The sequence below is a fragment of the Methylomonas rapida genome (genome assembly GCF_024360925.2).
GTDB classification, from domain to species: Bacteria; Pseudomonadota; Gammaproteobacteria; order Methylococcales; family Methylomonadaceae; genus Methylomonas; species Methylomonas rapida.
Genome location: NZ_CP113517.1, coordinates 4,479,502 through 4,506,293, shown reverse-complemented (window position 1 = coordinate 4,506,293; position 26,792 = coordinate 4,479,502). Strand labels below are relative to the sequence as shown.

The 26,792-nt window shown below is 54.0% G+C and carries 23 protein-coding genes; 13 read left to right on the top strand and 10 right to left on the bottom strand.

Annotation, left to right across the window (positions count from 1 at the left end; translation table 11 throughout):
* Nucleotides 1–4 precede the first annotated feature (4 nt).
* From NM686_RS21280 to yacG, 12 genes are all read left to right on the top strand, one after another.
* Nucleotides 5–937, top strand: a complete 933-nt coding sequence (locus NM686_RS21280) for a cupredoxin domain-containing protein (RefSeq protein ID WP_269022069.1) — start codon at nt 5–7, stop codon at nt 935–937.
* 63 nt (nt 938–1,000) lie between these two features.
* Nucleotides 1,001–1,426 carry a YqaA family protein gene (locus NM686_RS21275; RefSeq protein WP_255189810.1) on the top strand — a complete coding sequence of 142 codons (426 nt, stop codon included), beginning with the start codon at nt 1,001–1,003 and terminating at the stop codon, nt 1,424–1,426.
* A 16-nt stretch (nt 1,427–1,442) separates the two neighbouring features.
* Nucleotides 1,443–2,204: a hypothetical protein gene (locus NM686_RS21270; protein WP_255189809.1), complete on the top strand. Its 762-nt coding sequence runs from the start codon at nt 1,443–1,445 to the stop codon at nt 2,202–2,204.
* A 111-nt stretch (nt 2,205–2,315) separates the two neighbouring features.
* Nucleotides 2,316–5,123: a valine--tRNA ligase gene (locus NM686_RS21265; protein ID WP_269022067.1), complete on the top strand. Its 2,808-nt coding sequence runs from the start codon at nt 2,316–2,318 to the stop codon at nt 5,121–5,123.
* A complete protein-coding gene (locus tag NM686_RS21260; RefSeq protein WP_255189807.1) occupies nt 5,123–6,565 on the top strand; it encodes an HDOD domain-containing protein in 1,443 nt (480 codons plus the stop codon). The genes NM686_RS21265 and NM686_RS21260 overlap by 1 nt, the downstream gene beginning before the upstream one ends.
* Nucleotides 6,566–6,568: 3 nt before the next feature.
* Entirely contained in the window at nt 6,569–7,366 is a 798-nt protein-coding gene (locus NM686_RS21255) for a response regulator (protein WP_255189806.1), read from the top strand.
* Nucleotides 7,367–7,456: 90 nt separating this feature from the next.
* The gene (gene pilB, locus NM686_RS21250) at nt 7,457–9,166 is read left to right on the top strand and encodes a type IV-A pilus assembly ATPase PilB (protein ID WP_255189805.1); all 1,710 of its coding nucleotides are present in this window, start codon (nt 7,457–7,459) and stop codon (nt 9,164–9,166) included.
* Nucleotides 9,167–9,169: 3 nt separating this feature from the next.
* The gene (locus tag NM686_RS21245; RefSeq protein ID WP_255189804.1) at nt 9,170–10,393 is read left to right on the top strand and encodes a type II secretion system F family protein; all 1,224 of its coding nucleotides are present in this window, start codon (nt 9,170–9,172) and stop codon (nt 10,391–10,393) included.
* A gap of 75 nt (nt 10,394–10,468) precedes the next feature.
* The gene (locus NM686_RS21240) at nt 10,469–11,335 is read left to right on the top strand and encodes a prepilin peptidase (protein WP_255189803.1); all 867 of its coding nucleotides are present in this window, start codon (nt 10,469–10,471) and stop codon (nt 11,333–11,335) included.
* A gap of 3 nt (nt 11,336–11,338) precedes the next feature.
* Nucleotides 11,339–11,950, top strand: a complete 612-nt coding sequence (gene coaE, locus NM686_RS21235) for a dephospho-CoA kinase (RefSeq protein WP_255189802.1) — start codon at nt 11,339–11,341, stop codon at nt 11,948–11,950.
* Nucleotides 11,947–12,717, top strand: coding sequence for a cell division protein ZapD (gene zapD, locus NM686_RS21230; RefSeq protein WP_255189801.1), 771 nt, complete (start codon nt 11,947–11,949; stop codon nt 12,715–12,717). Before coaE ends, zapD begins: the two co-directional genes overlap by 4 nt.
* The gene (gene yacG / locus NM686_RS21225) at nt 12,717–12,929 is read left to right on the top strand and encodes a DNA gyrase inhibitor YacG (RefSeq protein WP_255189800.1); all 213 of its coding nucleotides are present in this window, start codon (nt 12,717–12,719) and stop codon (nt 12,927–12,929) included. The genes zapD and yacG overlap by 1 nt, the downstream gene beginning before the upstream one ends.
* On the opposite strand, the gene NM686_RS21220 is transcribed toward yacG, so the two are convergent.
* From NM686_RS21220 to NM686_RS21205, 4 genes are read right to left on the bottom strand one after another with little or no spacing between them, the layout of a single operon-like run.
* Complete coding sequence (locus NM686_RS21220) at nt 12,926–13,858, bottom strand: Nudix family hydrolase (RefSeq protein ID WP_255189799.1); 933 nt, start codon at nt 13,856–13,858, stop codon at nt 12,926–12,928. The two genes, yacG and NM686_RS21220, sit on opposite strands and share 4 nt — an antisense overlap.
* Complete coding sequence (argJ, locus tag NM686_RS21215; RefSeq protein ID WP_255189798.1) at nt 13,859–15,073, bottom strand: bifunctional glutamate N-acetyltransferase/amino-acid acetyltransferase ArgJ; 1,215 nt, start codon at nt 15,071–15,073, stop codon at nt 13,859–13,861.
* 23 nt (nt 15,074–15,096) lie between these two features.
* The gene (locus NM686_RS21210) at nt 15,097–15,372 is read right to left on the bottom strand and encodes a sulfurtransferase TusA family protein (RefSeq protein ID WP_255189797.1); all 276 of its coding nucleotides are present in this window, start codon (nt 15,370–15,372) and stop codon (nt 15,097–15,099) included.
* On the bottom strand, nt 15,369–16,412 hold the full coding sequence (locus tag NM686_RS21205; protein ID WP_255189796.1) for a hypothetical protein: 1,044 nt from the start codon (nt 16,410–16,412) through the stop codon (nt 15,369–15,371). The genes NM686_RS21210 and NM686_RS21205 overlap by 4 nt, the downstream gene beginning before the upstream one ends.
* Before the next feature lie 131 nt (nt 16,413–16,543).
* Between NM686_RS21205 and NM686_RS21200 the strand changes: the two genes are divergently transcribed.
* Complete coding sequence (locus NM686_RS21200) at nt 16,544–17,701, top strand: PilT/PilU family type 4a pilus ATPase (RefSeq protein ID WP_255189795.1); 1,158 nt, start codon at nt 16,544–16,546, stop codon at nt 17,699–17,701.
* Between the two features lie 152 nt (nt 17,702–17,853).
* On the opposite strand, the gene bstC is transcribed toward NM686_RS21200, so the two are convergent.
* The 6 genes from bstC to NM686_RS21170 form a co-directional block, all read right to left on the bottom strand.
* Nucleotides 17,854–18,621, bottom strand: coding sequence for a sterol transporter outer membrane protein BstC (gene bstC, locus NM686_RS21195; protein ID WP_255189794.1), 768 nt, complete (start codon nt 18,619–18,621; stop codon nt 17,854–17,856).
* A 37-nt stretch (nt 18,622–18,658) separates the two neighbouring features.
* Nucleotides 18,659–19,498, bottom strand: a complete 840-nt coding sequence (gene bstB / locus NM686_RS21190) for a sterol transporter periplasmic substrate-binding protein BstB (RefSeq protein ID WP_255189793.1) — start codon at nt 19,496–19,498, stop codon at nt 18,659–18,661.
* Entirely contained in the window at nt 19,498–22,215 is a 2,718-nt protein-coding gene (gene bstA, locus NM686_RS21185) for a sterol transporter cytoplasmic membrane protein BstA (protein WP_255189792.1), read from the bottom strand. Before bstA ends, bstB begins: the two co-directional genes overlap by 1 nt.
* A gap of 145 nt (nt 22,216–22,360) precedes the next feature.
* Nucleotides 22,361–23,782, bottom strand: a complete 1,422-nt coding sequence (locus NM686_RS21180) for an FAD-dependent monooxygenase (RefSeq protein ID WP_269022061.1) — start codon at nt 23,780–23,782, stop codon at nt 22,361–22,363.
* 3 nt (nt 23,783–23,785) lie between these two features.
* Complete coding sequence (locus tag NM686_RS21175; RefSeq protein ID WP_255189790.1) at nt 23,786–26,035, bottom strand: terpene cyclase/mutase family protein; 2,250 nt, start codon at nt 26,033–26,035, stop codon at nt 23,786–23,788.
* Nucleotides 26,036–26,173: 138 nt separating this feature from the next.
* On the bottom strand, nt 26,174–26,776 hold the full coding sequence (locus NM686_RS21170; RefSeq protein ID WP_255189789.1) for a hypothetical protein: 603 nt from the start codon (nt 26,774–26,776) through the stop codon (nt 26,174–26,176).
* Nucleotides 26,777–26,792 lie beyond the last annotated feature (16 nt).

Sequence of the window (26,792 nt, the reverse complement as noted above, 5' to 3'; positions counted from 1 at the left end):
TCTAATGGTCAAGACAGTATCAATTGCCGCTTTGGTTTGTGCGCTATCTGTTAGCAATGTATTTGCGAAGGAATTCCAAGAGCACAAAAACATGATGGATCATGGGGACGGCCATTTGATGGATATGGATGGTGGCATGGTCATGGGGCAGAATACCGATACCTTGCCCGGCGGTTGTGACAAAATCGCGGCAACCAAGGAAATCACTGTTCGCGCGGGCCACAAATATTCCGAGAAATTTCCCGGTACGATGTGGGCGTTTGACCAGCAGGAATTCCAGTTCGAGCCTTGCACCAAGTTGACGGTGCATTTCATCAACGAAGACGAAATTCGCCATCAATGGATGATGCATGGCTTGCCGAAATATCTATATCCAAAAGGCATGTTCCATTTGGAAGTGAGCGGGCCAGGCAGCGTGTCGGGTACTCTGATCTTGCCGCCGGGCGATAAAACCTATCTGGTGCATTGTGATATTGCGCAGCACATGGAAAAAGGGATGAAAGCCCAGCTCAAAGTCGGGAAAGGCGGCGAAGACCTGCCTAGCATACCCGGCGTTACCGCTAGCATTTTTCCTGATGATTACAGTGGCAAACCATTCAATGCGCAAGAATTCGCCGCGCAGGAAGCTGCCGGCATAGCCGCTTCCGCGGCAGCCGCAGCGGCGGCTTCGGCCGCGCCCGCAAGTAGGGAGGCAGACAATGGTGCGGCTGCAGCAGCCGATGATTCCTTCATTTCTGGCGTCGGTGTCGTTGGCTTGGCGCTTGGTATTTTGATTGGCCCCTTGCTGGCCAAGCGCTTCAAAGGCATGAGCGCGGGTGAAGTCGTAGCCACGGTCTTTGAATGGATTTCTCATGCAGTTGGCTATGGCATCGAATTGATCGGCAAGGTCATCAAACTGTTTACTGGTAAAAAAGCCATTCCATTGCCGGACAAGTAAGCGAAATAGGCCAAAAGCCCCTGAAACGACATGTTTCAGGGGCTTTTTTATGGGAGTAAGAAAATGACACTGGAATCTTTGGGCTTGCCCGGCTTGTTTCTGAGCGCCTTTGTTTCCTCGACGATTGCGCCGGGTGGTTCGGAAGCCGTATTGGCCTATTTGGTCAACGGCCAGCGTTATGCCGTCGAGCAACTGGTCATCGTGGCGACCGTCGGCAATAGTTTGGGAGCGTTGACGACCTGGTGGCTGGGCTTGTGGGCAGCCAAAAAATATCCCGCCGAAACCATGCTTTCCGACAAGCAGCGGAAATCGTTATCGACCGTCAGGCAATGGGGAAGCTGGGCTTTGCTCTTTTCTTGGTTGCCCGTCGTTGGCGATGGTCTGTGTTTTGCCGGCGGCTGGTTGCGGTTGTCGCTGCTGTCTTCGTTATTGGCTATTTTTTTTGGCAAGGCGCTGCGTTATATTGCCATCGCCTACGCCTTTATCTAATTTTGCGGCATTATCCATGACGTTTTTTTCACTTCCCCATTTTCCCCCGGTTGATACCATCGCCGAACATAGACGCCGTGATTATTTCATTGCGGTTTTTACCTTCGTGACGACGACTATTTGTCTGACTACCGATGGTTTTGCGCCCCAGTTCATGCAATATGTCTTGGCATGTTTCGGCTGGCTGTTTCTGCTCGGTTTTTTGCGCGGCGAATGCAAATATGTCCGCACCCAAGTGGCGGTTGCCGTGATGTTTGCCGTGGTGGGTGAATATTTCGCTTCTGTTTATATGAAAGGTTATGTCTACCGGTTCGAAAATGTGCCCGCTTACGTGCCTGCCGGCCATGGTCTGGTGTATTTGACGGCGGTGGCGCTGGGACGATCCGGATTTTTTCAGCGCCATGCCCGCCGTATCGCCGCGTTCGTCGTGACCGTTTGCGGCCTGTGGGCTGTATGGGGACTGAGCGGATGGGGGCGATTGGACGTGATAGGCGCGATATTGTTCATCGTCTTCCTGCTGTATTTGTTCAAGGGCCGCTCGCCCATGGTTTACTTGGGCGCATTCTTCATTACCTCCTGGCTGGAAATCGTCGGCACCAGCGCCGGCACCTGGGCTTGGGCCGCAATCGATCCGGCTTCGAGATTGCCGCAAGGTAATCCGCCCAGCGGCGTCGCCGCCTGGTATTGTCTGGTGGATGCGGTGGCGATTGCCGGCGCGGGCCCTTTGTTGCAAGCCTTAAGCAAAACTCGGCTCATCCTGAGCCGCCAGCAAGCCTAATCCTTTTCAGGTGAGTCAACTCCGATTTGTCGCCAGTTAAAACCTGGTTCGCCGGCGATTTGGGAGTAAAATACGCCTTTATTTTCAATGAATGATCATCCGACGAACGACATGGAAAAGACCTATTCCCCGCACGCAATCGAACAACGCTGGTACAAAATTTGGGAAGACAGCGGTTATTTCGCCGCCAATCGCGAAGGCGTATCCTACTGCATCATGATTCCTCCGCCCAACGTCACCGGCAGCTTGCACATGGGACATGCGTTTCAGGACACCATCATGGACGCGCTGACCCGCTACCACCGCATGAAGGGTGAAAACGCCCTTTGGCAACCCGGCACCGACCATGCCGGCATCGCCACGCAAATGGTGGTCGAGCGCCTCATAAACGCCGAGGGCAAGACCCGTCACGATTACGGCCGCGAAGCCTTCATCGAAAAGGTTTGGGAATGGAAGGAACAATCCGGCGGCACGATTACCCGCCAATTACGCCGCATGGGTTCGTCGCTGGACTGGGACAAGGAGCGCTTCACGATGGACGACGGCATGTCCGCCGCGGTGCAGGAAGTGTTCATCAAATTATACGAAGAAGGCCTGATCTATCGTGGCAAACGCCTGGTGAACTGGGACCCGGTATTGCACACCGCCGTCTCCGACCTGGAAGTGCTGTCGGAAGAAGAATCGGGCTCGATGTGGCACATGCGCTATCCGCTGTCCAACGGTACCGGTCATCTGATCGTCGCGACGACACGGCCCGAAACGATGCTGGGCGACGCGGCAGTGGCCGTGCACCCGGACGACGAGCGTTACAAACATCTGATCGGCGAATTGCTGGAACTGCCGCTGACAGGCCGCCTGATTCCCATCATCGCCGACGAATACGTCGATCCTGAATTCGGCACCGGTTGCGTCAAGATCACACCGGCCCACGACTTCAATGACTACGAAGTCTGGTCGCGCCACAAACAAATGAACGTAATCGCCGATCAGCCACATGGCGGGCTGATCAATATTTTTACCGTCGACGCGGCGATTCGTGCCAACGACGACGGCTTTAATATCATCCCGGAAGTCTACATCGGCCTGGACCGCTTCGAGGCGCGGAAAAAAATCGTCGCTGACCTAGATGCCCAAGGCCTGCTGGAAAAAATCGCCGACCACAAGTTGATGGTGCCACGCGGCGACCGTACCGGCGCGGTGATCGAGCCCTTCTTGACCAACCAGTGGTACGTCAAGATCGCGCCGTTGGCCAAGCCGGCCATCGAAGCGGTCGAGACCGGCGCGATCAAATTCGTGCCGGACAACTGGAAAAACACCTACTTCGAATGGATGCGCAACATTCAGGATTGGTGTATCTCTCGCCAAATCTGGTGGGGGCACCGCATCCCTGCTTGGTACGACGACAAGGGCAATACCTACGTCGGCCACTCCGAAGACGAAATTCGGGAAAAACATGGATTGGCCGCCGATTATCCGCTGCAACAGGACGAGGACGTGCTGGACACCTGGTTTTCGTCGGCGCTGTGGCCCTTCTCGACCCTGGGTTGGCCGGATAAAACCCCGGAGCTGGCCGCGCATTATCCGACCAGCGTGCTGGTCACGGGTTTTGACATCATTTTCTTCTGGGTGGCGAGGATGATCATGATGGGCCTGAAATTCATGGGCGAGGTGCCGTTCAAGGAAGTGTACATACACGGCCTGGTGCGCGACGCCGAAGGCCAGAAGATGTCCAAATCCAAGGGCAATGTGCTGGACCCTATCGACATCATCGATGGCATCGAATTGGATGCCTTGGTCGAGAAACGTGTATCCGGCATGATGCAGCCCCATCTAGCCAAGAAAATCGAGCAAGCCACCCGCAAGCAATTCCCGGACGGTATCCCGTCCTACGGCACCGATGCGTTGCGCTTTACTTTTGCATCCTTGGCCTCCACCGGACGCGACATTCGTTTCGATTTGCAACGCACCGAAGGCTACCGCAATTTCTGCAATAAAGTGTGGAACGCGGCGCGCTACGTGCTGATGAACACCGAAGATCAGGACAACGGCGTCGATTGCGCCGATTGCCGCTACAGCCCGGCCGACGTATGGATTTTATCCAGGTTAAACCGCACCATCGCCGAAACCCGCAGCGCCATCGACAGCTACCGTTTCGATCTGGCCGCGCAGGCGATTTACGAGTTCACCTGGAACGAGTACTGCGACTGGTATCTGGAACTGGCGAAAATTTCGCTGCAAAGCGATGACGCCTTGCTGCAACGCGGCACACGGCAAACGCTGTTGAGAGTTTTGGAGACCGTACTGCGACTGGCGCATCCGATCATGCCGTTCATCACCGAGGAAATCTGGCAACGCGTTGCGCCGCTGGCCGGCGTAACGGCGGCGACCATCATGTTGCAACCTTACCCAGACAGCGATGCAAACGCGATCAATGCCGATGCCGAAATCCAGGTGCAGTGGGCGATGGACTTCATTCTCGGTATCCGCCGCATTCGCGGCGAGATGAACATCGCGCCGGGCAAGCCACTGAACGTTTTGCTGCAAAACGGTTCGGTCACTGACCAAGCCAATCTACAGGAGCTGGAAAGCTATCTGCTGAAACTCGGCCGGCTGGAAAGCATCACCTGGCTGAACGAAGGCGATAGCGCACCGGAATCGGCGATAGCGCTGGTCGGCGACATGAAAATCCTGATACCGATGGCCGGCCTGATTGACAAGGACGCGGAATTGGCCAGGCTGGAAAAGGAAATCCAGCGCATCGAAAAAGAGCTTCCACGCATCGAAGGCAAGCTGGGCAACGCCGCGTTCGTCGACAAGGCGCCGGCCGACGTGATCGCGAAAGAACGCGAGAAACTGGCCGCCTTGCAGTCCTCGCTGAAAAATCTCAACGAACAATTCGCCAAAATCAAAGCACTTTGATGCCTTCCGAAAAATCGTTGCAGAAACAGCCCATAAATCTGGAGGAATTGACGGAATTGCTGCGGGTCGAGGAAATGCCCATTTTTTCCAATACTGCGCAAAACATTTACGTTGCACTGGACGACAAAAAAAAGGGTGCCTTGGAGTTGGGAGCCGTGATTCTGCAGGACCCCAACCTCACGGCGAAGTTGCTGCGGGTCAGTAACACGCCCTATTACAACCCGTCGCGGCAAAAAATCAATACCGTATCGCGGGCGATCGTGATTTTGGGCATGGCTGTCATTCGTGAATTGACGCTGGCCTGTTCGTTTTTTGAATCTATTTTGTCTTCCACTGACAAGGAACGCGCCAATAAAGAGATTGCGCACGCCATTCACTCCGCGGTACAGGCGAGGGAGTTGGCGATCATGATGGGTGATCAATCGCCGGAAGAAGTCTTCATCGCGGCGCTATTGCACAATATCGGTCATATCGCGTTTTGGTGCTCGAGCAATCGGCGCACGCTGGAATTCCATCGGCAGATTACGCGTAGCGGTTTACAGGGCGAGGCCGCCGAGAAACAGGTGCTCGGCTTTAGTTTGGCCGATTTAAGTAAGAAGCTAAGCAAGTCTTGGCACCTGGGGGGCTTGATCGAGGAAGCCATCAATCGCCCCGAGGCCAGCGATACGCGCATTCAGACGGTCTGCATGGGTAATCGGATTTGCGATGCGATAGCCGCTGGCTGGGAGTCCAAGGTCATGGAGGATTGCCTGCAAAAATTGCAAAGCTTGAGCGGACATGCGCAGGAGGACATCAAGACAAAACTCAAGGCCAGCGTAGGCAAAGCCGTGGATATTGCGCGGCAATTCGGCGCGCATGATGCATCTTTGTTCATTAACCCGGACCATAAACAGTCGACTGCCGATAATCAAGAAGATGAGCGGCCGGATAAAAAACAAATACAATTTCAGGTCTTGCAAGACATTACCAGCCATATCAGCGGCACGATCGATCTAAACGTGTTGTTCGAAATGGTGTTGGAAGGCATTCATCGGGGCGTGGAAATGGATAGAACATTGTTCATGCTGATGAGCCCCGACAAAAAGGCTTTGAATGAGAAGATTTTCCTGGGCTTTCAAAAACTTGACGTTGAGGAAAAGATGCGGGTCTATAACAACGAGATGAAGCCTAACCTTTTCTTTTATGTCTTAGCCGAGCAGGAAGGCCTGTGGGTAAAACCCAAGCAACATGCAGCGCTTTTTTCGCCGCAAATAGACAATCATTTTGGCCGGCACGAATGTTTCGTTTTTCCGATACAGGTTCAACAAAAGCCGATTGGCTTGATTTATTGCGACCGCAGTATCCGAAACGAAGCGCTGACGCTGGAAGATTTTTCAGTGGCCAAGCATTTCGTAAAACAGGCTGAAATCGGTTTAACCTTGTACCGGATGAAAAACAACTGAGCCATGAGTCTTAACGAAATCGCCACGCTTGACGTTTTTCTGGTTGAGCCTTCTCATACCCAGCGGATCATCATTACCCAGCATTTGCAGGCAGCCGGAATCGAGGCGGTTACCTGTGTATCCACGGGTGGCGAGATGTTGAAATATCTGAAGCAAGCTAAACCGGATTTGATCATCAGCAGCATGTATTTACCCGATATGACGGGGGTGGATCTGATTCATGAGATCCGTAAGGATAGTGAATCCTACGATACGGCGTTTATCCTGATTTCCAGCGAAACCAACATCAAATATTTAGAACCCATTCGCCAGGCCGGGGCAATCGCGATACTGCCCAAGCCTTTTAGTCTGCAGGAATTGGATACGGCTTTGCGTGCGTCGCTGGATTATCTGAATCCGGCCAAAATAGACTTGGCGCATTTCGATGTCGAAGACTTGCATGTGCTATTGGTCGATGATAGCGAATTTTCCCGAAAATACATTCGGCGGGTGTTAAATAACATCGGCATTGAATACATCCGCTGTGCAAGGGACGGCAAAGAGGCGCTGCAGCTGTTTCAGGCGCATTACTTCGATTTGATCGTGACCGACTACAACATGCCGGAGATGGATGGATTGCAACTGGTGAAAGCCATCCGCGGCGATTGTCAGCACATTTCCAGCGTGCCTATTTTGATGGTCACCAGCGAGCAAAACCAGAATCGATTGGCCGCGATCGAAAAGGTTGGCGTATCCGCGATTTTGGACAAACCCTTTGAACCGACGGCTATCAAACGCTTGATTGTGCAGCTGCTTTCCTGATTCTATCGGTGCGTTGACGCGCAGGGCCGGCTATGGACAAAATACTTAATTCATCTATAGTTGCAGCACAACTAAAAGAAATCACTTCACATGGCGACAGCACCTTCTAACATCCACTTTAGTGGCTTGACCAAATGCCTGATCCAGCAAGGTTTGCTTACCGAGGAAATTGCCGCATCCGCGGTGCAAGAGGCGCAAAAAAATAAACAGCCCTTCGTGACGTATCTGGTCAACAACAAATACGCCGACAGCCGGACCATTGCGGAGTTGGCGTCGGCCGAATTTGGCGTGCCCATGCTGGATCTGGATGCAGTCGACTTGAGCATGATACCGATCAAGCTGGTCAGCGAAAAGCTGATTCGCCAGCATCATGCCTTGCCGCTGTTCAAGCGCGGCAACCGCCTGTTTATCGCCACGTCCGACCCGACCAACTTTCAGGCACTGGACGAAATAAAATTTCATACTCGACTGAATACCGAAAACGTTCTAGTTGAAGATGAAAAGCTGACCAAGACCATCGAAGTGGCATTAGAGGCCGCGGATACCTCCATGGTCAGTTTGCTGGACGAGGATCTGGAGAACATCAATATTTCGGCGGGAGACGAAAGGCCGACCGAGGACGTCAGTTCCGATGTCGACGACGCGCCCATCGTGCGTTTCGTGAATAAAATCTTGCTGGATTCCATTAAAAAAGGTGTCTCGGATATCCATCTTGAGCCTTTTGAGAAAAAATTCCGTATCCGGTTCCGCGCCGACGGCATTCTGTCCGAGGTGGCGAGTCCTCCGGTAGGCATTGCCAGTCGTATCATCTCTCGACTCAAGGTCATGTCAAAAATGGACATCGCCGAACGCCGCGTTCCGCAAGATGGCCGGATCAAGATGCAACTTTCAAAAAACCGAGCCATCGATTTCCGGGTCAACACCTGCCCTACGCTGTTTGGCGAAAAAGTGGTGCTGCGGATACTCGACCCGACCAGTGCGCAGATCGGCATCGAAAAGCTGGGTTTCGAACCGGTACAACAAAAATACTTTCTGGATGCGATCCACAAACCCTATGGCATGGTATTGGTAACAGGACCAACCGGTAGCGGTAAGACCGTATCGTTGTACACCGGCCTGAATCTGTTGAACAGCATAGAGCGCAATATCTCTACCGCAGAAGACCCGGTCGAGATCACCGTCGAAGGCATCAATCAGGTCAACGTCAACCCCAAGGCGGGCCTGACCTTCGCCGAAGCCTTGAGGGCATTCTTGCGGCAAGACCCGGACGTGATCATGGTCGGCGAGATTCGGGATCTGGAAACCGCCAGCATCGCCGTCAAGGCGGCGCAAACCGGTCACCTGGTGTTATCCACCCTGCATACCAACGACGCGCCGCAAACGATCAATCGTTTGGTGCAAATGGGGATAGAGCCATTCAATATCGTATCGGCGGTTTTGTTAATCATGGCACAACGTCTGGCGAGGCGCTTATGCGAACATTGCAAGAAAGAAGTTAATTTTCCCGACAATGTGTTGCTGTCGGCCGGGTTTGGCAAAGAGGACATTGGTAGTTTCACGATGTACGAACCAGTGGGTTGCGAACATTGCAATAATGGCTATAAAGGTCGGGTGGGGATTTATCAAGTGTTGCCCATTACTGAAAAAATGCGTGCGCTGATTTTAGAAGGCGGCAACGCCATGCAAATGGCCGAGCTGGCTAAACAAGAAGGTATCAACGATCTCAGGGCTTCGGGGTTGCTGAAAGTCAAACAGGGCATTACTTCGCTGGAAGAAATCGACCGCGTCACCAAGGAATAAAGCATGGCTAAACCACAAGAAGATCAAATCGATTTCCTCTGGGAAGGAGTCGATAAGCAGGCCAAAAAAACCAACGGCCTCATCAGCGCCAAGAGCGAGGCTATTGCCCGTAGCGAGCTACGAAAGATGGGCATCCGGGTGGTCAAGATCAAGCCCAAACCCAAGCCCTTGTTTGGCGCCAAAGTGCAAAAGATCACGACCGGCGACATCGCGGTATTCGCTCGGCAATTGGCCACCATGCTGGAGGCCGGCGTGCCCTTGGTGCAGTCTTTCGACATCATAGGCAAGGGACACGACAACGCCAGCATGTCCGAGATGTTGCTGGCGATCAAGGCCGACATCGAAGGTGGCGATACCCTGGCGCAAGCCTTGGGCAAGCGGCCGCTTTACTTTGACGACTTGTTCTGTAACTTGGTCAACGCGGGCGAGCAAGCCGGCGTACTGGAAGGCTTGCTGGACAAGATCGCCACCTACAAGGAAAAAACAGAATCCATCAAGAAAAAAGTCAAAAAAGCCCTCACCTACCCGATTGCGGTGCTGGTGGTAGCCTTTATCGTCACGGCCATTTTGTTGATTTTTGTGGTGCCGGTATTCGAGGAGTTATTCCAAAGTTTCGGCGCCGATTTGCCAGCGTTCACCAAATTCGTCATTGGTCTTTCGGAATGGGTACAGGAATGGTGGTGGGCCGTAGTCGGTGTCATCGGCGTTACCATCTATACCTTCAGTTATTTCCAAAAGCGCTCGCGCCCGTTCAATCATTTTCTGGATCGAACCTTATTAAAAATTCCCGTGGTCGGCATGATTCTGGAAAAATCCGCGATCGCGCGTTTCGCCCGGACGCTGTCCACGATGTCAGCGGCGGGCGTACCCTTGGTCGAGGCATTGGCATCCGTAGCGGGCGCCTGCGGCAATATCATTTTCTACGATGGCGTCATGAAAATGCGTGACGATGTCGCTACCGGTCAACAATTGCAATTTTCGATGACGCAAACCGGCCTGTTTCCCAACATGGTGATTCAAATGGTCGCTATCGGCGAAGAATCGGGTTCTATCGACAGCATGCTGGACAAGGTGGCCGATTTTTTTGAAGAGGAAGTGGATAACCTGGTCGACAACCTCAGCAGCTTGATGGAACCCATCATCATGGCCATCCTGGGGGTGCTGGTGGGCGGCCTGATCGTCGCGATGTATTTGCCTATCTTCAAACTGGGCGCGGCAGTCGGGTGATTTTTCACGCATTGCGCTAGAGTGCCCGCCATTAGCGGGCATTTTTTCATCTCAACTTCCTTTTCGAACCATTCCATGCTACTGACTATCCTCCAGCAATCACCTGCTTTTTTGATCGGTTTGATCTTCGTATTGGGGCTGTTGGTCGGCAGCTTCTTGAATGTAGTCATTTACCGGTTACCGGTCATGATGCAGCGCGGCTGGCGCCGCGATTGTCTGGAGTATCTGGAATTGCCGGCGGAAGAACAGACGGAAGCCTTTAATTTGCTGTGGCCTGGATCGCGTTGCCCGGTTTGCAAAACCGAGATCAAACCCTATCAAAACATTCCGGTATTCAGTTATTTGTGGCTGCGCGGAAAATGCGCGCAGTGCGCCACCCCGATTTCTCCGCGCTATCCGCTGATCGAAGCCTTTACCGCGATATGCTCGGCATTGGTGGCCTGGCATTTCGGTTATGGACTGGCTCTGCTGTTCGGTTTGGTATTGACGTGGAGCCTTATCGCGTTGAGCTTCATCGACATCGATCATCAATTGTTGCCGGATTCCATCACGTTGCCGATGCTCTGGCTGGGCTTGTTTCTGAGCCTGTTTTCCATTTATACGGACAGCCATGCTAGCATCGTTGGCGCCGTGGCCGGTTATTTGAGTCTTTGGAGCGTCTATCATCTGTTTAAGCTGCTGACCGGCAAGGAGGGCATGGGTTATGGCGATTTCAAATTGCTGGCCATGCTCGGCGCCTGGATGGGCTGGCATTACCTGCCGTTGATCATTATCTTGTCATCCTTGGTTGGCGCGGTGATCGGTATCGCGATGATCGTATTCAGGCGGTGCGATGCCGGCCAGCCGATTCCATTTGGCCCTTATTTGGCAACTGCGGGTTGGCTGGCGCTGATCTGGGGCGACGCCATCAATCGTCTGTACTTGGATAGTGTTGGGCTGTGACGCATGCTGAAAATCGGCTTAACCGGCGGCATTGGCAGCGGTAAATCGACGGTCTGCAAGCTGTTTGCCGAACTGGGCGTTCCGATTGTCGATGCGGATGTCATTGCCAGACAAGTGGTGCAACCGGGGCAGCCCGCGTTGCGCAAGCTGGCGGAAACCTTTGGCCAGGACATTCTCGACGCAGGTGGGGCTTTGCATCGCGCCGAACTAAGGCGGCGGGTATTTGCCGATGCCCGGCTCAAACAGCAACTGGACGCGATCATGCATCCCTTGATTTATGCCGAAATCGACAGAGCGGTCCAGCATTTGCGAAGTCCTTATGGCATCATCGCCATTCCGTTGTTGTTGGAAACGGGCAAACGTTATGCTGTCGACAGGGTGCTGGTCGTCGATTGCCCGGTAGAGACTCAATTGCAGCGCGTGCTCAACCGCGACCAGATCAGCCGGGAACAGGCCGAAGCGATCATCGCAACTCAGGCAAGCAGGCAACAGCGCCTGGCGGCTGCCGACGATGTCATCGATAATTCGGCGACTCCGGCAAGCCTTGCAGAACGGGTGAAAAGTCTGCACAATTCGTACCTTTTTTTAGCCAACGCTAGGAACACATCGGCTTGAATACACAAACGACCTACGAATTCCCGCTAAATGAACGAATTCGGGTGTTTATGCGCCTGGAACAATTATTCCATCAGCTCGACCATTTCATGGCCGGTAGTTCGGTGTTTGACAAGCGCGCGGCGATCAGCTCGCTGCTGGACATACTGACCATATTCAGCCGTAGCGATCTGAAGTCCGAATTGATCAAGGAATTGGACAGACACGCGAAAGTGCTGGCCCAACTGAGCAATAGTGACGCAGTCGACAATAAAAAACTCCAGGAAATTCTGGCCGAACTAGGACAGGCAAGCCGCAATTTGTATAACAGCAGCGGCAAAGTAGGCGCTAGCGTGATGGAAAGCGGTTTGTTCCAGAGCATTGCCCAGCGTAGCGCGATTCCAGGTGGCAGTTGTTCCTTCGACTTGCCGGCCTTTCACTACTGGCTGGAGCAGGACCAAGCCCAACAGCAAAAAGACCTGGAAGGCTGGACGCAACCCTTCGCCGATATCCGGATTGCGATCGATTTGATACTGGGCTTCATCCGGCAAAGCAGCGTACCCAAACAAGAAATCGCGCAGGCCGGTTTTTTTCAACTGGCGCTCGACAAAGCCCATCCGGTGCAGTTGATAAGAGTCTGCGTACCGGCATCGATACATTGCTTCGCCGAAATCAGCGGCGGCAAGCATAGATTCAGCATCCGCTTCATGCAGCCGTCCACCGACGAAAACCGGCCGTCGCAAACCCACGAAGACATTCCCTTTACCTTGGCGCGCTGCGCAGTCTGATGAATAAGCAAGCTATCATCACGGTCACTTGCCCAACCTGTAAAAAACCGGTGCCCTGGGTGGCAGAGCAACGTTACAAGCCGTTTTGCAGTCAGCGTTGCAAATTGATCGATTTAGGTGACTGGGCGACGGAGGCTCACAAGATTCCGGGAGAACCCGCGCATACCATTACCGAGTCCGACAACCCCGAAGGCGATGGTTTCGCCGGTTAGAGAAAGGCGCTGATCCCGGCTATGCCTTGCCCGCCAGCCTGCAAGACTCGCTGAATATCCTCGATTTTCAGTCCTCCCAGCGCGAACACAGGCAGATTCACCTGCTCGATCAGTTCAGCCATGACATCCCAGCCTAGCGGTGTGGCATCGGGATGAGTAGGGGTCGGTAAAATCGGCGCCAATACCGCGAAATCGACCCCTATGTTTTGTGCATGTTTCAATTCCTTGAAGTCGTGACAGGAAGCGGCCACCCAAGCGTATTCTTCCGGCCGCTGGTTGGCCATCATCAGCGCGTGGCTACTCAGATGGATGCCATCGGCCTCGGCTTGAAACAGAGGTAGATCCGAGTTCAGCAATAACTTGACGCCATGACGTTGGCATTCGGCAAAAACCGTTGCATATACCGTAAGGATTTCCGAAGCTGGCAGCGATTTGACCCGCAGTTGCAACAAGCGCACTCCATTGCCAATGATCTTGCTCAAGTTGGCAAGCACCTGATCCACGCTCCGGCCCTCCAGAATTGCATAACGATCCGGTAATTGCGCTGCGGCGATGATGGGGCGATTCGCCGCCGGAAATTCATAGCGGTTCAAGTCTTCAGAGGCTACCCAGCGCATGGCTTGACCTTCGCAGGCGCAAGCCTGGTCAGAAAAATGGTCAACGCGCCAGACGTCCAGCAGCACCTCCAGATCGGGATAGTGGTGGTGGATTTTGATCAGCGGCGAGGCGCCATCGATCAAAATTCCCACTTCCTCGCGCAGCTCGCGGCGTAAGGCGGCTAAGACTTCTTCGCCGTGTTCCAGTTTGCCGCCGGGAAACTCCCATAAACCGCCTTGGTGGGCATGCTTGGCGCGCTGGGTTATCAAAATGTTGCCATCGCTATCGCGCACCACGCCGACCGCAACATGGAGTGCTCCTGAGCTTGCCATTCAAGTGCGGTATTCGGCGTTGATTTTGACGTAGTCGTAAGAGAAATCGCAGGTCAGCACTTCTTCACGGGCGTTGCCACGAGCCAGGCGCACGGTCACGCTGATTTCCTCCTGATTCATCACGCGTTGGCCATCCTGCTCGGTATAGCCGGGAGAACGGCCGCCATTTTCGACGATGCAGACGTTACCCAAATAGATTTCGATCTTTTCCAGCTCCATATCCTCGACGCCGGCGCGGCCTACTGCGGCCAGGATGCGGCCCCAATTGGGATCGCTGGCGAAAAACGCCGTTTTGACCAAGGGCGAATGGGCGATGGTTTTGGCCACTTGTAGCGCTTCCGCGCCAGTTCGTGCCTGTTCGACGACGATGCGCATCAGCTTGGTGGCTCCCTCGCCATCGCGGATGATCAATTCCGCCAGACGCTTGCAAACCTGAGTAACGGCGGCGGCAAAAGCAGCGTACTGCGGGCTGTTAGGCAAAATTTCCGATGCCTCGCTACGGCCGCTGGCCAACAACACGCAAGCGTCGTTGGTCGAAGTGTCGCCGTCGACGGTGATGCGGTTGAAGGACTGCTCGGCCGCGTTTGACAGGCATTGCTGCAGCAAGGTCTGTTCGATGCGGGCATCGGTGGCGATGAAGCCGAGCATGGTAGCCATGTTGGGTTGTATCATGCCGGCGCCTTTTGAAATGCCTGTGATCGTGACGGGATGGCCGTCGAGGTCTATCACCACCGATGCTCCTTTGGCAAAGGTGTCGGTGGTCATGATGGCGCGGGCTGCCTGGTCCCAATGGTTTTCCTGTAAGTTGGCGACAGCCTTGGGCAATGCGGCGGTCAACTTGGCGACCGGCAGAGGCTCGCCGATCACGCCGGTGGAGAACGGCAAGACGTGTTGCGCGATTCCCTCCACTTGCATTGCCAAGGCCGCGCAACTGGCAAAGGCATCCTGCAAGCCTTGCTTGCCGGTGCCGGCATTGGCATTGCCGGAGTTGACCAATAACCAGCGTGGTTCCAATGCCAAATGTTCGCGAGCGATTATGACCGGCGCCGCGCAAAAGGCATTTTGCGTGAATACGGCCGCACAGCTGCCGTTCTCCGCCATTTCGATGACCAGAATGTCGTCGCGCACGGTTTGTTTGATACCGGCGTTACAGGTGCCGAGTTTGATGCCTTTGACGGGATGCATCGTCGGGAAATCACATTGTCCTACTGCCATGCCAACTCCTCGATAAAACTAAATTAAACCACTTCCAAAACAATCACATATTCGCCATTTTCGGCGCGCGTTTCCAAAACCTTGTGTCCATTGATCCGACACCAGGCCGGAATGTCCTGCATGACGCCCGGATCGGTGCATTCCACGGTCAGCACGTCGCCCGATTTTAGTGTCTTGACTTTGTCCTGGGTGCGAATGACCGGCAGTGGGCACAATAGGCGCCGGGCGTTCAAGGTCGTGGAGATGGTTCCAGGCAATCGTCCGCCCTCCCTACTGTCCTGTTGGTCGTCTCTGTTCATACGAACCACTCCTGCGGAATTTGATCGGCCGGCAAGGGTTTGACGAAAATATTGCGTTCATGCCCCTCGCGGTCGCGAATGGTCACTTCCACCTTTTCCGCGTCGCGACCTTGGCCGTAGCGGGCGGTGATCTGGCCGGCCAATAACAGGTCGTCTTCGCTAGGCGTGCCGTCGATCAGCGCCAATGGGCCGCGGTGACTGGCGCAATTCATGCTCATGAAATCTTTTTTATAGCCGCTCATGAAGCGCGCTTCGCCGTCCTCGCGGGCGACGATGATCTTGAAATGCGGCTTGGGGCGAATATGGCGGCCCACCTTGAGCAGCATCACGTCGTCCAGATCGTAATCCCGTTTGCCACGGGCTTTCCACAAATCGACCAACTTCAATGAATAAGCTTCGTCGGTCAGGAAACAGCAACCGCCAGCCGGCTGTGCATAATCGCTGAAGCCGAATTGCTTGGCCAATGCCATTTGCGGTTTGCGCGATCGGCCACTGAAGCCGAACATTTTGTCGCGGCTGATCCAGCCTTCCCGTTCCGGCAGCGTGGCCGGCAAGTTCTGCGCGGACAGGGGCCGAACCAATAAATCGTCGGCGCCGGATTCGGCGGCGACGATGGGCATGGTCTGCTTGCGTTGCGACATCGGCCGTTGGCCGACCACTTCGCCGGTAATGATGAAATCGAAGCCGTTTTCCCGCATCCATTGCTTGGCCTTGTTGACCATGAAAATCTTGCAGTCCAGACACGGGTTCATATTGGCGCCATAGCCGTGCTTGGGATTCAACAGCACTTGTTTGTATTCTTCGATGATGTCGATGATATGCAGTTTGATGCCCAGTTGCTCGGCCACCCACAACGAATTGTTGCGTTTGGGTTTGTCCGAATCCTGTTTGCGGATGGCGTGAGTGTGACCCTCGACACAAAATCCGGTAAAAAAATTGATACCCTCGACATGGATACCTTGCTCCAGGATGGCCTTGGTCGCCAGCATGGAATCAAGGCCGCCGGAAATCAGCGCCACCGCTTTTCGTTGTTGATTCATAACTGCAAAAACACACGTACTTTAGATAAAACATTCTATTATACGTCATTGCCGCTCGGCTTTACCGGCTTCAACTTGGCGAGCGATTCCTCTAAACTTGAAGTAACTTTCACTCATACCCGCATTTGTCCATGGAATTCAAAGATTATCTGAAAATATTGGTGCAGCACGACGGTTCCGACCTTTATTTGACCAACGGAGCGCCACCCGCCGCCAAATTCCAAGGCACCTTGAAGCCTATAGAAAACATCAAGTTGACCAACGAGCGCCTGAAAGAAATCGCCAACGCCATTATGGACAACGATCAGCGCAGCAGCTTCGAACATGTACCGGAAATGAATCTGGCCATTTCCGAGCCCGGCATCGGCCGTTTTCGGGTCAATATTTTCAAGCAGCGCAACTCCTATGCTTTGGTGATACGTAACATCAAGGTCGACATTCCCAATGCCGATGTACTCGGTTTGCCGCAGATACTGAAAGACAAGATCATGGAAAAACGCGGACTGATTCTGTTCGTCGGCGGCACGGGTTCCGGCAAATCCACCTCGCTGGCGGCCTTGATCGACCATCGCAACAGCAACTCGTCCGGGCACATCATTACGATCGAAGACCCGATCGAATACGTGCATCCGCATAAAAAATCACTGGTCAACCAGCGCGAAGTCGGCGTCGATACCTTGAGTTACGAGGATGCGTTGAAAAACACCCTGCGCCAGGCACCGGACGTGATTTTGATCGGCGAGATTCGCAGTCAGGAAACCATGGAACATGCCCTGGCCTTCGCCGAAACCGGCCATTTGTGCCTGTCGACCTTGCACGCCAACAACGCCAACCAGGCCTTGGATCGAATCATCAATTTCTTTCCGGAGGAGCGCCGCAATCAATTGCTGTTGGATTTGTCGCTGAATCTGCAAGCCTTCGTTTCACAGCGCCTGGTGCCAACCGTCGATGGCAAGCGTGTCGCGGCGATCGAAATTTTGCTGGGCACCAAACTGGTCAGCGATTTGATCCAGAAAGGCGAGGTGCACGCGATCAAGGAGGCCATGGAAAAATCCGAGAATATCGGCATGCAGACCTTCGACAGCCATTTGCTGAAGCTTTACAAAAGCGGCGTCATTTCATTGGAAGAAGCCCTGCGCAACTCCGACTCGCCCAACAACCTGAAATTAAAGATCAATCTCAGCGAAGGACTGGGCTCGGCCACCGCCCCGAAAGCCGGAGGCTTGCTGGATAAGCTGGCGCTGGAAGAGATTAGCAAAGAGGAGGATGAAAGCGAAGAAGGCCAGTAGTCGCAGCGCCTACCGGTTTTTGCAGACGGGTCGAGGTGGCTCGCTCTGCAACCGCCTTGGAGAGTTCGGCCAGCCATGGTTCGGCTTTGCGGATTGACTTAGAAAACCAAAGGGGACGGATGCAATCGTCGGCGGCTGCACGATACCATCGCTCAGTCGGTTTCCATAAATTCCTGGGCAAATGCCGCGAACTCTTTTTCCCAGGCGGCCTTGCTGTAGCCCCACTGTCCCTCGGCCAATAGCTTTTTCCCCATGGCAAATTCGGCTCTTGCTTGGTCCATGCTGGCGTCACTGCCGTCGTGCCAAAGCGCCTGCGCATAGAATAAGCGATTGATCGGATGTTCGGGGTAGTCCGCGACCGCCTTTTTCAGCAATTCCAAGGCCTTGTCCAGGTCGCCTATGCCTTGGGGCCATGGCGGGGCTTGCAGATAGAGTGCTCCCAATAGACGAAGCGGGCCGCCATGGTCAATCGCCGGCGATAGTGCTAGCGCCCGTTTCATCCCGTTTTCCAGCCGATCGAGGTTTTCCACGGCCAGCGTGAGATGTTCACGCACCGCCAAACCCAGGTTGGCTGCCAGATAATAGTGCACCGCGCCGTCTTCATTCCCGCCATGCGCCAAAGCCGCTTCGGCAAAGCGAACACCTTCGGCGGCCAGCTTCTCGCGTTTTTCGGGGTTGACTTCGCGTTCAGCCAGAAGCAGGGCGATACGACCGCCGAGCGCACTACGAATCGCCGCTGCATCCGCGGTATCGCGAAGGACGGTCAGTGCGCATTCCAGGACTAGGTTTTCGCTGGACGAACCGATTTCATGCGCTTGCGCCATCAGGTCTGCGGCGGTTTGTTGAGGACAGTCGGTCAGGCGATCGAACCGGACCTGGTCTTGGTGTAGGCCGGCGCAGCTCGTCAGAACGAGTATCATCGGGACCGCCGAAAGGATGGGTAATATCCGCAAAGCCTTAATTCCCTTCCGTCCACAGCTTGATCATGGGCTCGAATACCGTCTGATCCGCGCCGACGAAGGATTCCACGCCGAACAGGTCGCATAATTTTTTGCCCTCCGCATCGGTGCACATGCCTTCCAGGGCCTTGCCGAAACGAGCCCTCTCTTCCGCCGTCGTCATGGCGCTATTGGCCACCACGCCCATCAACGGGATTTCCTCGGATGTGAAGAGAGCTACCAGAGGCGTCTGCAAATGCAGCGAGTCCAAGGCACCGAATTGTTGCTCGTTCAACATGACCGCATCCAGTTCGCCTTTGTCCAGCGCACGCAAAGCCCGGATGGCCTGATTGGAGTTTTTTAGCGCGAAGAAATTCGAGGGATCGTACCTGCCGGCAAAGACTATCTTGCCGATGAAGGCCGGCTCTTCCAATACCGTACCGCCCAGGCTCTTTCCTTTCAACTCGTCCAGACTCCGATACTGATCCTTCTGGACCATTAACCGGTAGCGCTCGCTGGTGCGGCCTTTGATCTTGGGTTGTACCACCGGCTGCCAATTGTATTGGTTGCGCAATTCCAAATAGAGGCCCAACGAGGTGATGGCGAACCTTGGATTTTGCTCGGCTATTTGTTTCCGGCATTCGTCGGTTTTGGTCGTGAAAAGGCTGTTGAAGCTGTTTTCCTGCCATTCGCCGACGCGTTCGACCACCCTCAGCATCGAGGTCATCGCTCCGTTGGCATCTTTGACATTGACGGCGGCGCCGGGGTAGCACACCACGATCGTTTCGGGATTGGGCGCGGCGGTTGCCACGTAGGTGGGTAGCAAGCAGGCAAGAATGAGCAGGTAAGTTTTTCGCATCAGGGTTTTCTCTTCGAATCCAGTAATTGTCCGATGGCCGGAGCCACGAAAAAGGTTGCGGCCAGGCAGCACAATAATCCTATGGTGATGCCCAAGCCCAGAGAGGACACGCCCCGGTAGCTGGCCAGCGTGATGGCTCCCAGGCCGGCCAGGGTTGTGCCGGCAGCCAGGCCAATGGCCTTGCCGGCAGTCAGACTGACTTGCAGGGGGCTCAGATTTTTCAATTCGTTCCAGCGGTAACTGAACCAGACGCCATAATCCACTGCCAGCGCGATCACCAAGGGCAATGCCACGATGTTGGCGTAATTATACTGAATGCCGCTCAGTGCCATCAGTCCCAGCATCCAGCCGCCTCCCACCAGCAAGGGCAGCGCGGCCAGCGTAAAACCACGCATGCTGCGCGTCACCAGCATGATCCAGAGCAGGCATAGCGCCAAGGCCAGCTGCGTTCCGCGGGTGAAGCCGTCGACGACTGCTTTGGAAAACGCCTGGTGAGTGGTCGGAAAGCCGGTCGCCTCTGGCGATATGCTATAGACATCTTGTATCAACGCGGCCAGATTATCCGGATCGTACACGGTTTTTGCCGGGAAGGCATAGACAGCGATACTGCCGTCAGCGGCAAAGAAACGGTCACGCAGGGCCGGCGGCAACTGTTCAGGGGTAAGGGATTTAGCCTGCTGCCAACCGTCGATGACTTTGAGTCCGGCATCCGCGCCAGATAGCAAGGCGCGCAAGAAACTTTCGCTACGCAGCCGGCCTTGTTCGCCATCGGCGGCGAGCTTTTCGGAGATGCTCGACAGGCGTTCGCGGATTTTCTCCAAACTTTCGACCAACGAGGCATGGCCGGCAGAGAAGGCCTGCTCCTGGGCTTCGTCCAGAATGGCAGGAGCGTTTTCCAATAGCGCCTGCAATGACGTATACGATTTTGCCGACAAGCCCGCGGCGGAAAGTTCGGCCACCTGATTGAGATAGTCTGTCCGGGCGAAAGAATCGCCAATGTCGACGGCCTTGCCGAGTCGTTCGTCGGCGTCAATGGGAAACAGCTGGGTTGGCGATTGCACTTGGGCAATCGTCTTGAATTTGCCCGCCTCGTCATGAATACGTCTGGCTTCGGTCATGTCCTTGGCGGTGAAAATGATGACCTCGGACTGGTAGTCGCTTTCCGCCACCATGCGGCGTTGATAATAGGCGGCCTGGGAATCCACCGGCAACATCGCCAGCACGTCGTAGTCGAACGGAATGGCCAGTCCTTTCAGACCGCCGAAAACTGCGCAAGCAATCGCGATGCTTATGGTGAGAATCAATACGATTGGCTTGGGGCGTCCGGCCTGTCTCGAGTTGCGAGCACGCGGCGGGGGATTTCCAGCTGGCGCGGGCAGGGCTTTCAATTTTGGCGGCAGCAAGGCGTAAAGCGCCGGTTGCACCAACCATGTGCTGAGCAAGACCATCAGTACACCCGTGGCCGCGACCATGCCCAGTTCGGCAAAGCCCGGAAAGTCCACGCTAATCAACGCGCCAAAGATCAACAGCGAGGCGCCGCCTGCCGTCAGCACCGGAATGAAGGATGAGCCGATGCCGATGCCGATGGCTTCCACCAACGGCTTGCCCAGTCTTCGCTCTTCGGCGATGCGGGATGAGGTGAAGATGCCGTAATCCGCCCCCAGGCCGAACATAATCGCGATCAAGGTAGCGGTGATGATGGTCAGGTGACCGACGCTAATCAGGGCAAGACCCAAACTCCACAGCACGCCCAAGCCCATGGGCAGGAAAATCAGCACGGCCCAACGCAGGCTCCTGACAACCAGCAGGATCAAGGCGGCGACCAGGCCGGCGGAGGTGATTGTCACCATCCTGACGTCCTTTTGAATGTTGACGTATTCCTCGTACTCGATCGCGGGCAGGCCAGTCAGACCCAGGGTAGGCGGGACGCGTCCGGCGATTTTGGCTTGTTCGGCCAAGGCCGAGGCAACCAGTTTGACCTTGTCGACGAAGGGTCCCAGGCTTTGGAAATCGCCCGAAGGATTTTTCGGATGCACGAACAAGAACAGCATGCGGCCATCGTGCGAGGCAAAGTAGCCGTCGGACATGCCGCTTGCACCATGGCTTGCGAGCAGCCTATTCCAGTCCAGACTGGCGGGAAGCGTTTCGGCGGACAACCAGCGCTGCCATTCGTCCAGTAAAAATAACGTCAGGTTCAGGCTGGCTTCAGCGGTTTGTAGATCAGTTTCGGTTCCGCCCAACGAAGGATGGTCTTTGCTCCAGGCCAACGCCCGGCTCAGGTTGGCTTCGAGTCCACCGCTCGGGAGGATGGGTTGCTTCGCCAGTTGTGCCAACTTGTCCAGGCCGTCTGGAGGTAACAACAGATAAGCGTGATCCAGGAAGAATGTCATGTCCAGACGGGAGGTCGCTTGCCCGATCTCGGGTTCTTGCCGCAATTTGACGGCGAGTTGGTCGGCAAAGGCTTCCAATTCCTCCCGTGGCGCCCCTTCCAGAACCACCATCAGATCGGATGCCGCGCCGAAGTTTTTCAGGAACGCGTTGAATCGCTGCGTCACTTCAGTGTTTTGTGGCAGCAAGGCCTGACGCGACGTGTGAATCGGCAATTGCAGCGTTGCCCAACCGGCCAGTAGTGACAGCATCAAGGCTGTTCCCAATATCAGCCACGGATTTCGAGCGCAAAATTCGGCGATTTTAGCGGTACGTAGAGCTATGTTCATGAAGGGTGATGGGGTCGGCGGTTGGGGGCAGTGGTTTGAGCAAGCGTTATCATGATCCACTCTAGCGCTTGAAAAGGGCGGAGTATCGTTGCTTGCGCTATCTTCTGCTGATGGATGGCGTAATCATCTCGATCGAAAAATGCGGTTAAACATCACATCCCTGCCGCCTCGAGCCATAACCGGCGTGAGCTAGGAATTTTATTTTTTCGAGTGGCGCATTAAAAAGTACTGCTAACGGAAGCTCGTTTTTTATCAAGGGCTTGATGATGGTAAATGCATCCGCCAGTAGCTTTATCGCTTTGGGAACATTCAAAATACTATGACGTAGCAAATTGCCGGCGCCGAATACCACCAAAAAACAGAATTGTTTGATCAAGGAATAATGTTTCTTGTTAAGCCCGGCCAAAAAAGCAATCGATTCCTGCGCGTTTGCTCCGCCGCGTTGCAGGTATTTGAATACGGCCGATTTGAGCAAATCGTTGGACATCACCGCGTACAACGCGTTGGCCAGTATATTGAGGTTGGCATTGGCGTTTTGCCTGTCGCGGTAATAGGCTTCGATTTTTTCGTGTATCAAATCGGTGTTATCGAAATTGGGCATGGATAATAAATGGTTGCTCAAGATCTGGATGTCGGAGAATACCGCGGTCAGGCCGCCGCCGGTCAATGGGTGGCGCATGTTAAGCGCATCACCCAACATCACCGCGCCTTTACGGATGATGGGTTTTGCCGCCATGTAGTGGTTCGGCATGACCTTGAATCCCCCTTCCTGCAAGGCTTGCTGGTAACTGGCAAGCATGCTCGAGGGAATGTACGGCGTCACATTGACATCCAAGTGCGCTTGCAAAAACTGCTTTCTAGGCATTTGATTGCCGGGAAAATCGATTAATAGCCGGACTTCGTTATCGGAAATCGGATAACAAATGAAAGGGGTCGGCCCGGATAAAAACACATGGCCATGCCTTGGAAAAGGCATTTCGCAGTCTTTCAGGATCAGGCCGATAAAATAAGACGTCACGGTCTTTTCGTTATTGGTCAGGTCCTCTCTAAAATTCGAAAAGAAGCCGTCGCTGGTAATGGTCAAGGGTGCGTGAATCGATTTGATTTGGGACGTCAGCGATTCCCGGTAGCTAACGCCGATGATTTCATTCCGTTCATTTTCCAGCAGATGCAAAGCCTTGCCTTGTATTTGCGTGACCGTGGCATTCTGCAAGGCGGATGCGCGGATGCGTTGTAAAAACTGGCCATTGTGCAAGCCCATGCCCTTGTACGGAGAAGGATACGAAATGGTGGTTTTTTCGTCGTTTTGTAGCAGCGCGTATCCGTCGACGGTCTGTGCCTCGAATCCTGTCAGTAAATGCTTGAGGCCCATTTGCTCGAGCGACAACACGGCGCCAGGCTGCAGTAATTCGCCTACGATACGTTTTTTTTCTTCGTAGGAATGATCTATCAAAGCAATTCTAATGCCCTTGGGGGCCAGATAAGCCGCAATGGTGGCACCCGCCATGCCTGCGCCGATAATGCAAATATCGAACTCTGATTTCATAATGCGCGATTTGATGTACATATTTTAAACTGCATTTCTAACATAACGGCTATAGTACCGACTCAATGACCAGAGGGGGAATATATTCCTATAATTGGCATAGGTAATCATGCAGTTATAATTAAAAACACCTGAAATATTTTCTTGCGGCCAATCGCCGAGTTCGGTTTGTCGGCTTAGTAGCAGATTAACACCCTTTTCGATGACAGTTTTATCAGGAAAATCCGCCGTCATCAATGCCAGCAAGGCCCAGGCGGTATTGACGACTTGCGAGGACTTGGCTTCGCTGTAGACCAGGGTCGAACAGGACTTGAACGTTTCGCCCCAGCCGCCATCGGCTTTTTGCTTGGCCAGCAAAAACGTACAGGCTTTATTCATGCTGTCCGTAATGATTCTGTCATCATAATAGCCTTTGCCTTTTGCCCGGCTGAGCGCTTCCACCCCAAACCAGGTGGCGTAGGTGAAACAGACCGCCCAGCCGCCATACCAGGAGCCATCCGCTTTTTGTTGTTTAACAATGAAGTCGAGTCCCGCGCTAATGGCTTTACGAATCTCCATGTTTTTGAAGTCAGGATAAATGTCCTGAATTTCCAGTAAGGAAATCACGCAAGCGGCCGTGCATTCGGTCCAGGAATAATCGATCATGATGTCGGCGAAGACCTCCGATGGATTGAGTTTTTCCAGCCATTTCGGCGCGCGGGTCAGTTCGTAGGTCGCCCAGCCGCCATCGGTATTTTGATACGACAGAATCACGTCGACGGCCTGCTTGATGCGCTGCTCATCGATCGCGGGTTCAACCAGCCCCGAGTGGTGAATGGCCAAGGTGGCGCTCAAGCCTTCAGCGGTGCAATCCGCCACCGGCCAGCCGTTTTCCGCCGTCGAAAACGGCCAGCTGCCTATCATCGGATGGCGGAAAAACTCGGCATGAGTCGCGTGTTCGGTTCTGATTTGCGACAGCTCGATAAACCGGTAGCTTTTGGCAATCGTTTCCGGAAACAGTTTGCCCAGGTCGCTTTCCAGCATGGCGCGGCTGGCAAAGGCCGTATCCCAAAGCTGTGAGCCGTTGTAGCCGTTCATTTTCATGCCGTCTTCGGCAACCCACAAATAGTCATACCAGCGCTCGACATGTTTTTTGAACTGGATTGAATCCTTGCCGTAGGCATGCCAGATACAAATCGAATTGATGGCCTGATTGACCGGGCCTATGTTGATGTAGTCGGTTTGCTCATCCTCGGCATTCAGATAGCTCAAAATGTAGTCCGTGGACTTTTTCCGCAACCAGGCGCATTTGAATTTTTCGTAGTTATTGGTGAAGAAATTCATCCACTTCAATACCGGTGACGGCGTGGTGTAGCAGTCTTTTTCACACACCGCATTGCGCTGTTTGGGCCAATCAATGGCGGCGAAATCTTCGCTGTAGATTTCTTCTCTCAACGACAAGATCAGCTCATTTTCAGGCGCCTTAATGCGCTCGGCATAGCAATAAGCCATCGGCAGATACACCATGCGGCTGTGGCACCAGTAACGCCAGGGATGCACCGGCAGCCATTTGGGGAATAACCACATTTCCGGAAACAGGCTGTTGAAACCCTGCCAGTCATAACAGTTCAACACGGCCAGATAAAATTTTCCCCAGGACGGAATGCCGGTGGCGCCGCCATTGTCCTTGATCCAGGTCCGGGCTTTTGCCAGTTGCGGATGATCTTTGTCGACACCCAGAAGGCGCAAGGACACATATTGCATGACGGTGCCGAACATGGTCGATTCGCCTTCGATATGCATGCCCCACCCGGCGTCCTGGTTTTGGTGATTGAATAAATAAAGCTGCATCATTTCCCGGTGTGCTTTGGGAAACGGCGTATCGGCAAGATAGGACGCGATCAACAGGCCGGGCAACAGGAATAACGGACCGCCGTAGTCACCGGGCCAATGCCCGTCTTCGCTTTGCAAACACGCGAAATAGTTCATGCCCTTGACCAGCGAAGCTATGACTTTTTGCTGTGCGGGGTTGTCCGCCTGCGGCATCTGGCCGGCGAATGCCTTGAACTTGGCATTGATGGCGGCGTTCCTGAAGACCTTGTCGCCGGAATTCGGATTGATGGCTTTTTCAAACTGAAAATCCACGGCAAACTGGGCGATTTCCTGGTCTGTAATATCATCGGCATTTTGTAAATGCTCATTGATATTATTTGAGCGGGGCTTGAATGCCCAGATTTGCCGGCCTTTATCAGTCAGCAGTTGCCAGTTTTTCCAGCTTGGGTTTACATGCAGCATAAATCTTTTATCGGGTGGGGTTGGTGGTTCAACAGAGACTTGGTTTTATTGGTGTTTTCCGCGCGAATCAGCGCAAAGCGGCATAACTATTGATTAACAACGCCGTCCAGCCGGCCATCGCCAATTCCAGCTTCCAGACTAGCGATTAAACAGTGCAATCCGAACCATGGCCATAAAGCCTTTGAACTTTTGCCATGCACTGGGCGGCTGGCGCAAGCGGCGATGGCCGGGGAGCAATTGCCCTTTGGCCAGTTTGCCTATTTTTCTTTTGACGGCAGGGTCCAGCTTGCCATCGGCGGCCAGTTCAAAAAACAGGGCTTTCACATTGCCCAAATCAAAAAAATCGCGTTGCCATTCCCATTGATAGTTGCCGCCATAACGAAACCAGGAACCGCCTATGCCGGCCACTTCATAATGGCTGCCGTCTTCTCTGAGCGCCGGGGACACTTGTCGCCATAAACCTATGACCTCGCCCTGTTTTTCATCGATCAAAATGCGGTGGTAAGGGTAGCGCCATGCTTCAAAACCTTCCATTTGCACCCCTAAAGCCCATTCTTCGATCTCTTTACGGTTGCTCGCGACAAATTCTTCGTTTGGGCCGATATTCCAGCGGTATTCCGCATTGTCCGTATACAGCGGGCCTAAATGTTTGGCCCAGTTGCCTTCCTGTTCGGCGTCGCGGTTGGCTTGCAACCAGCGTTCAACCATTTCTTCAAGTTCTGCTCGGGGATATGCTGTCATGCTTGCGCTCTTAGGG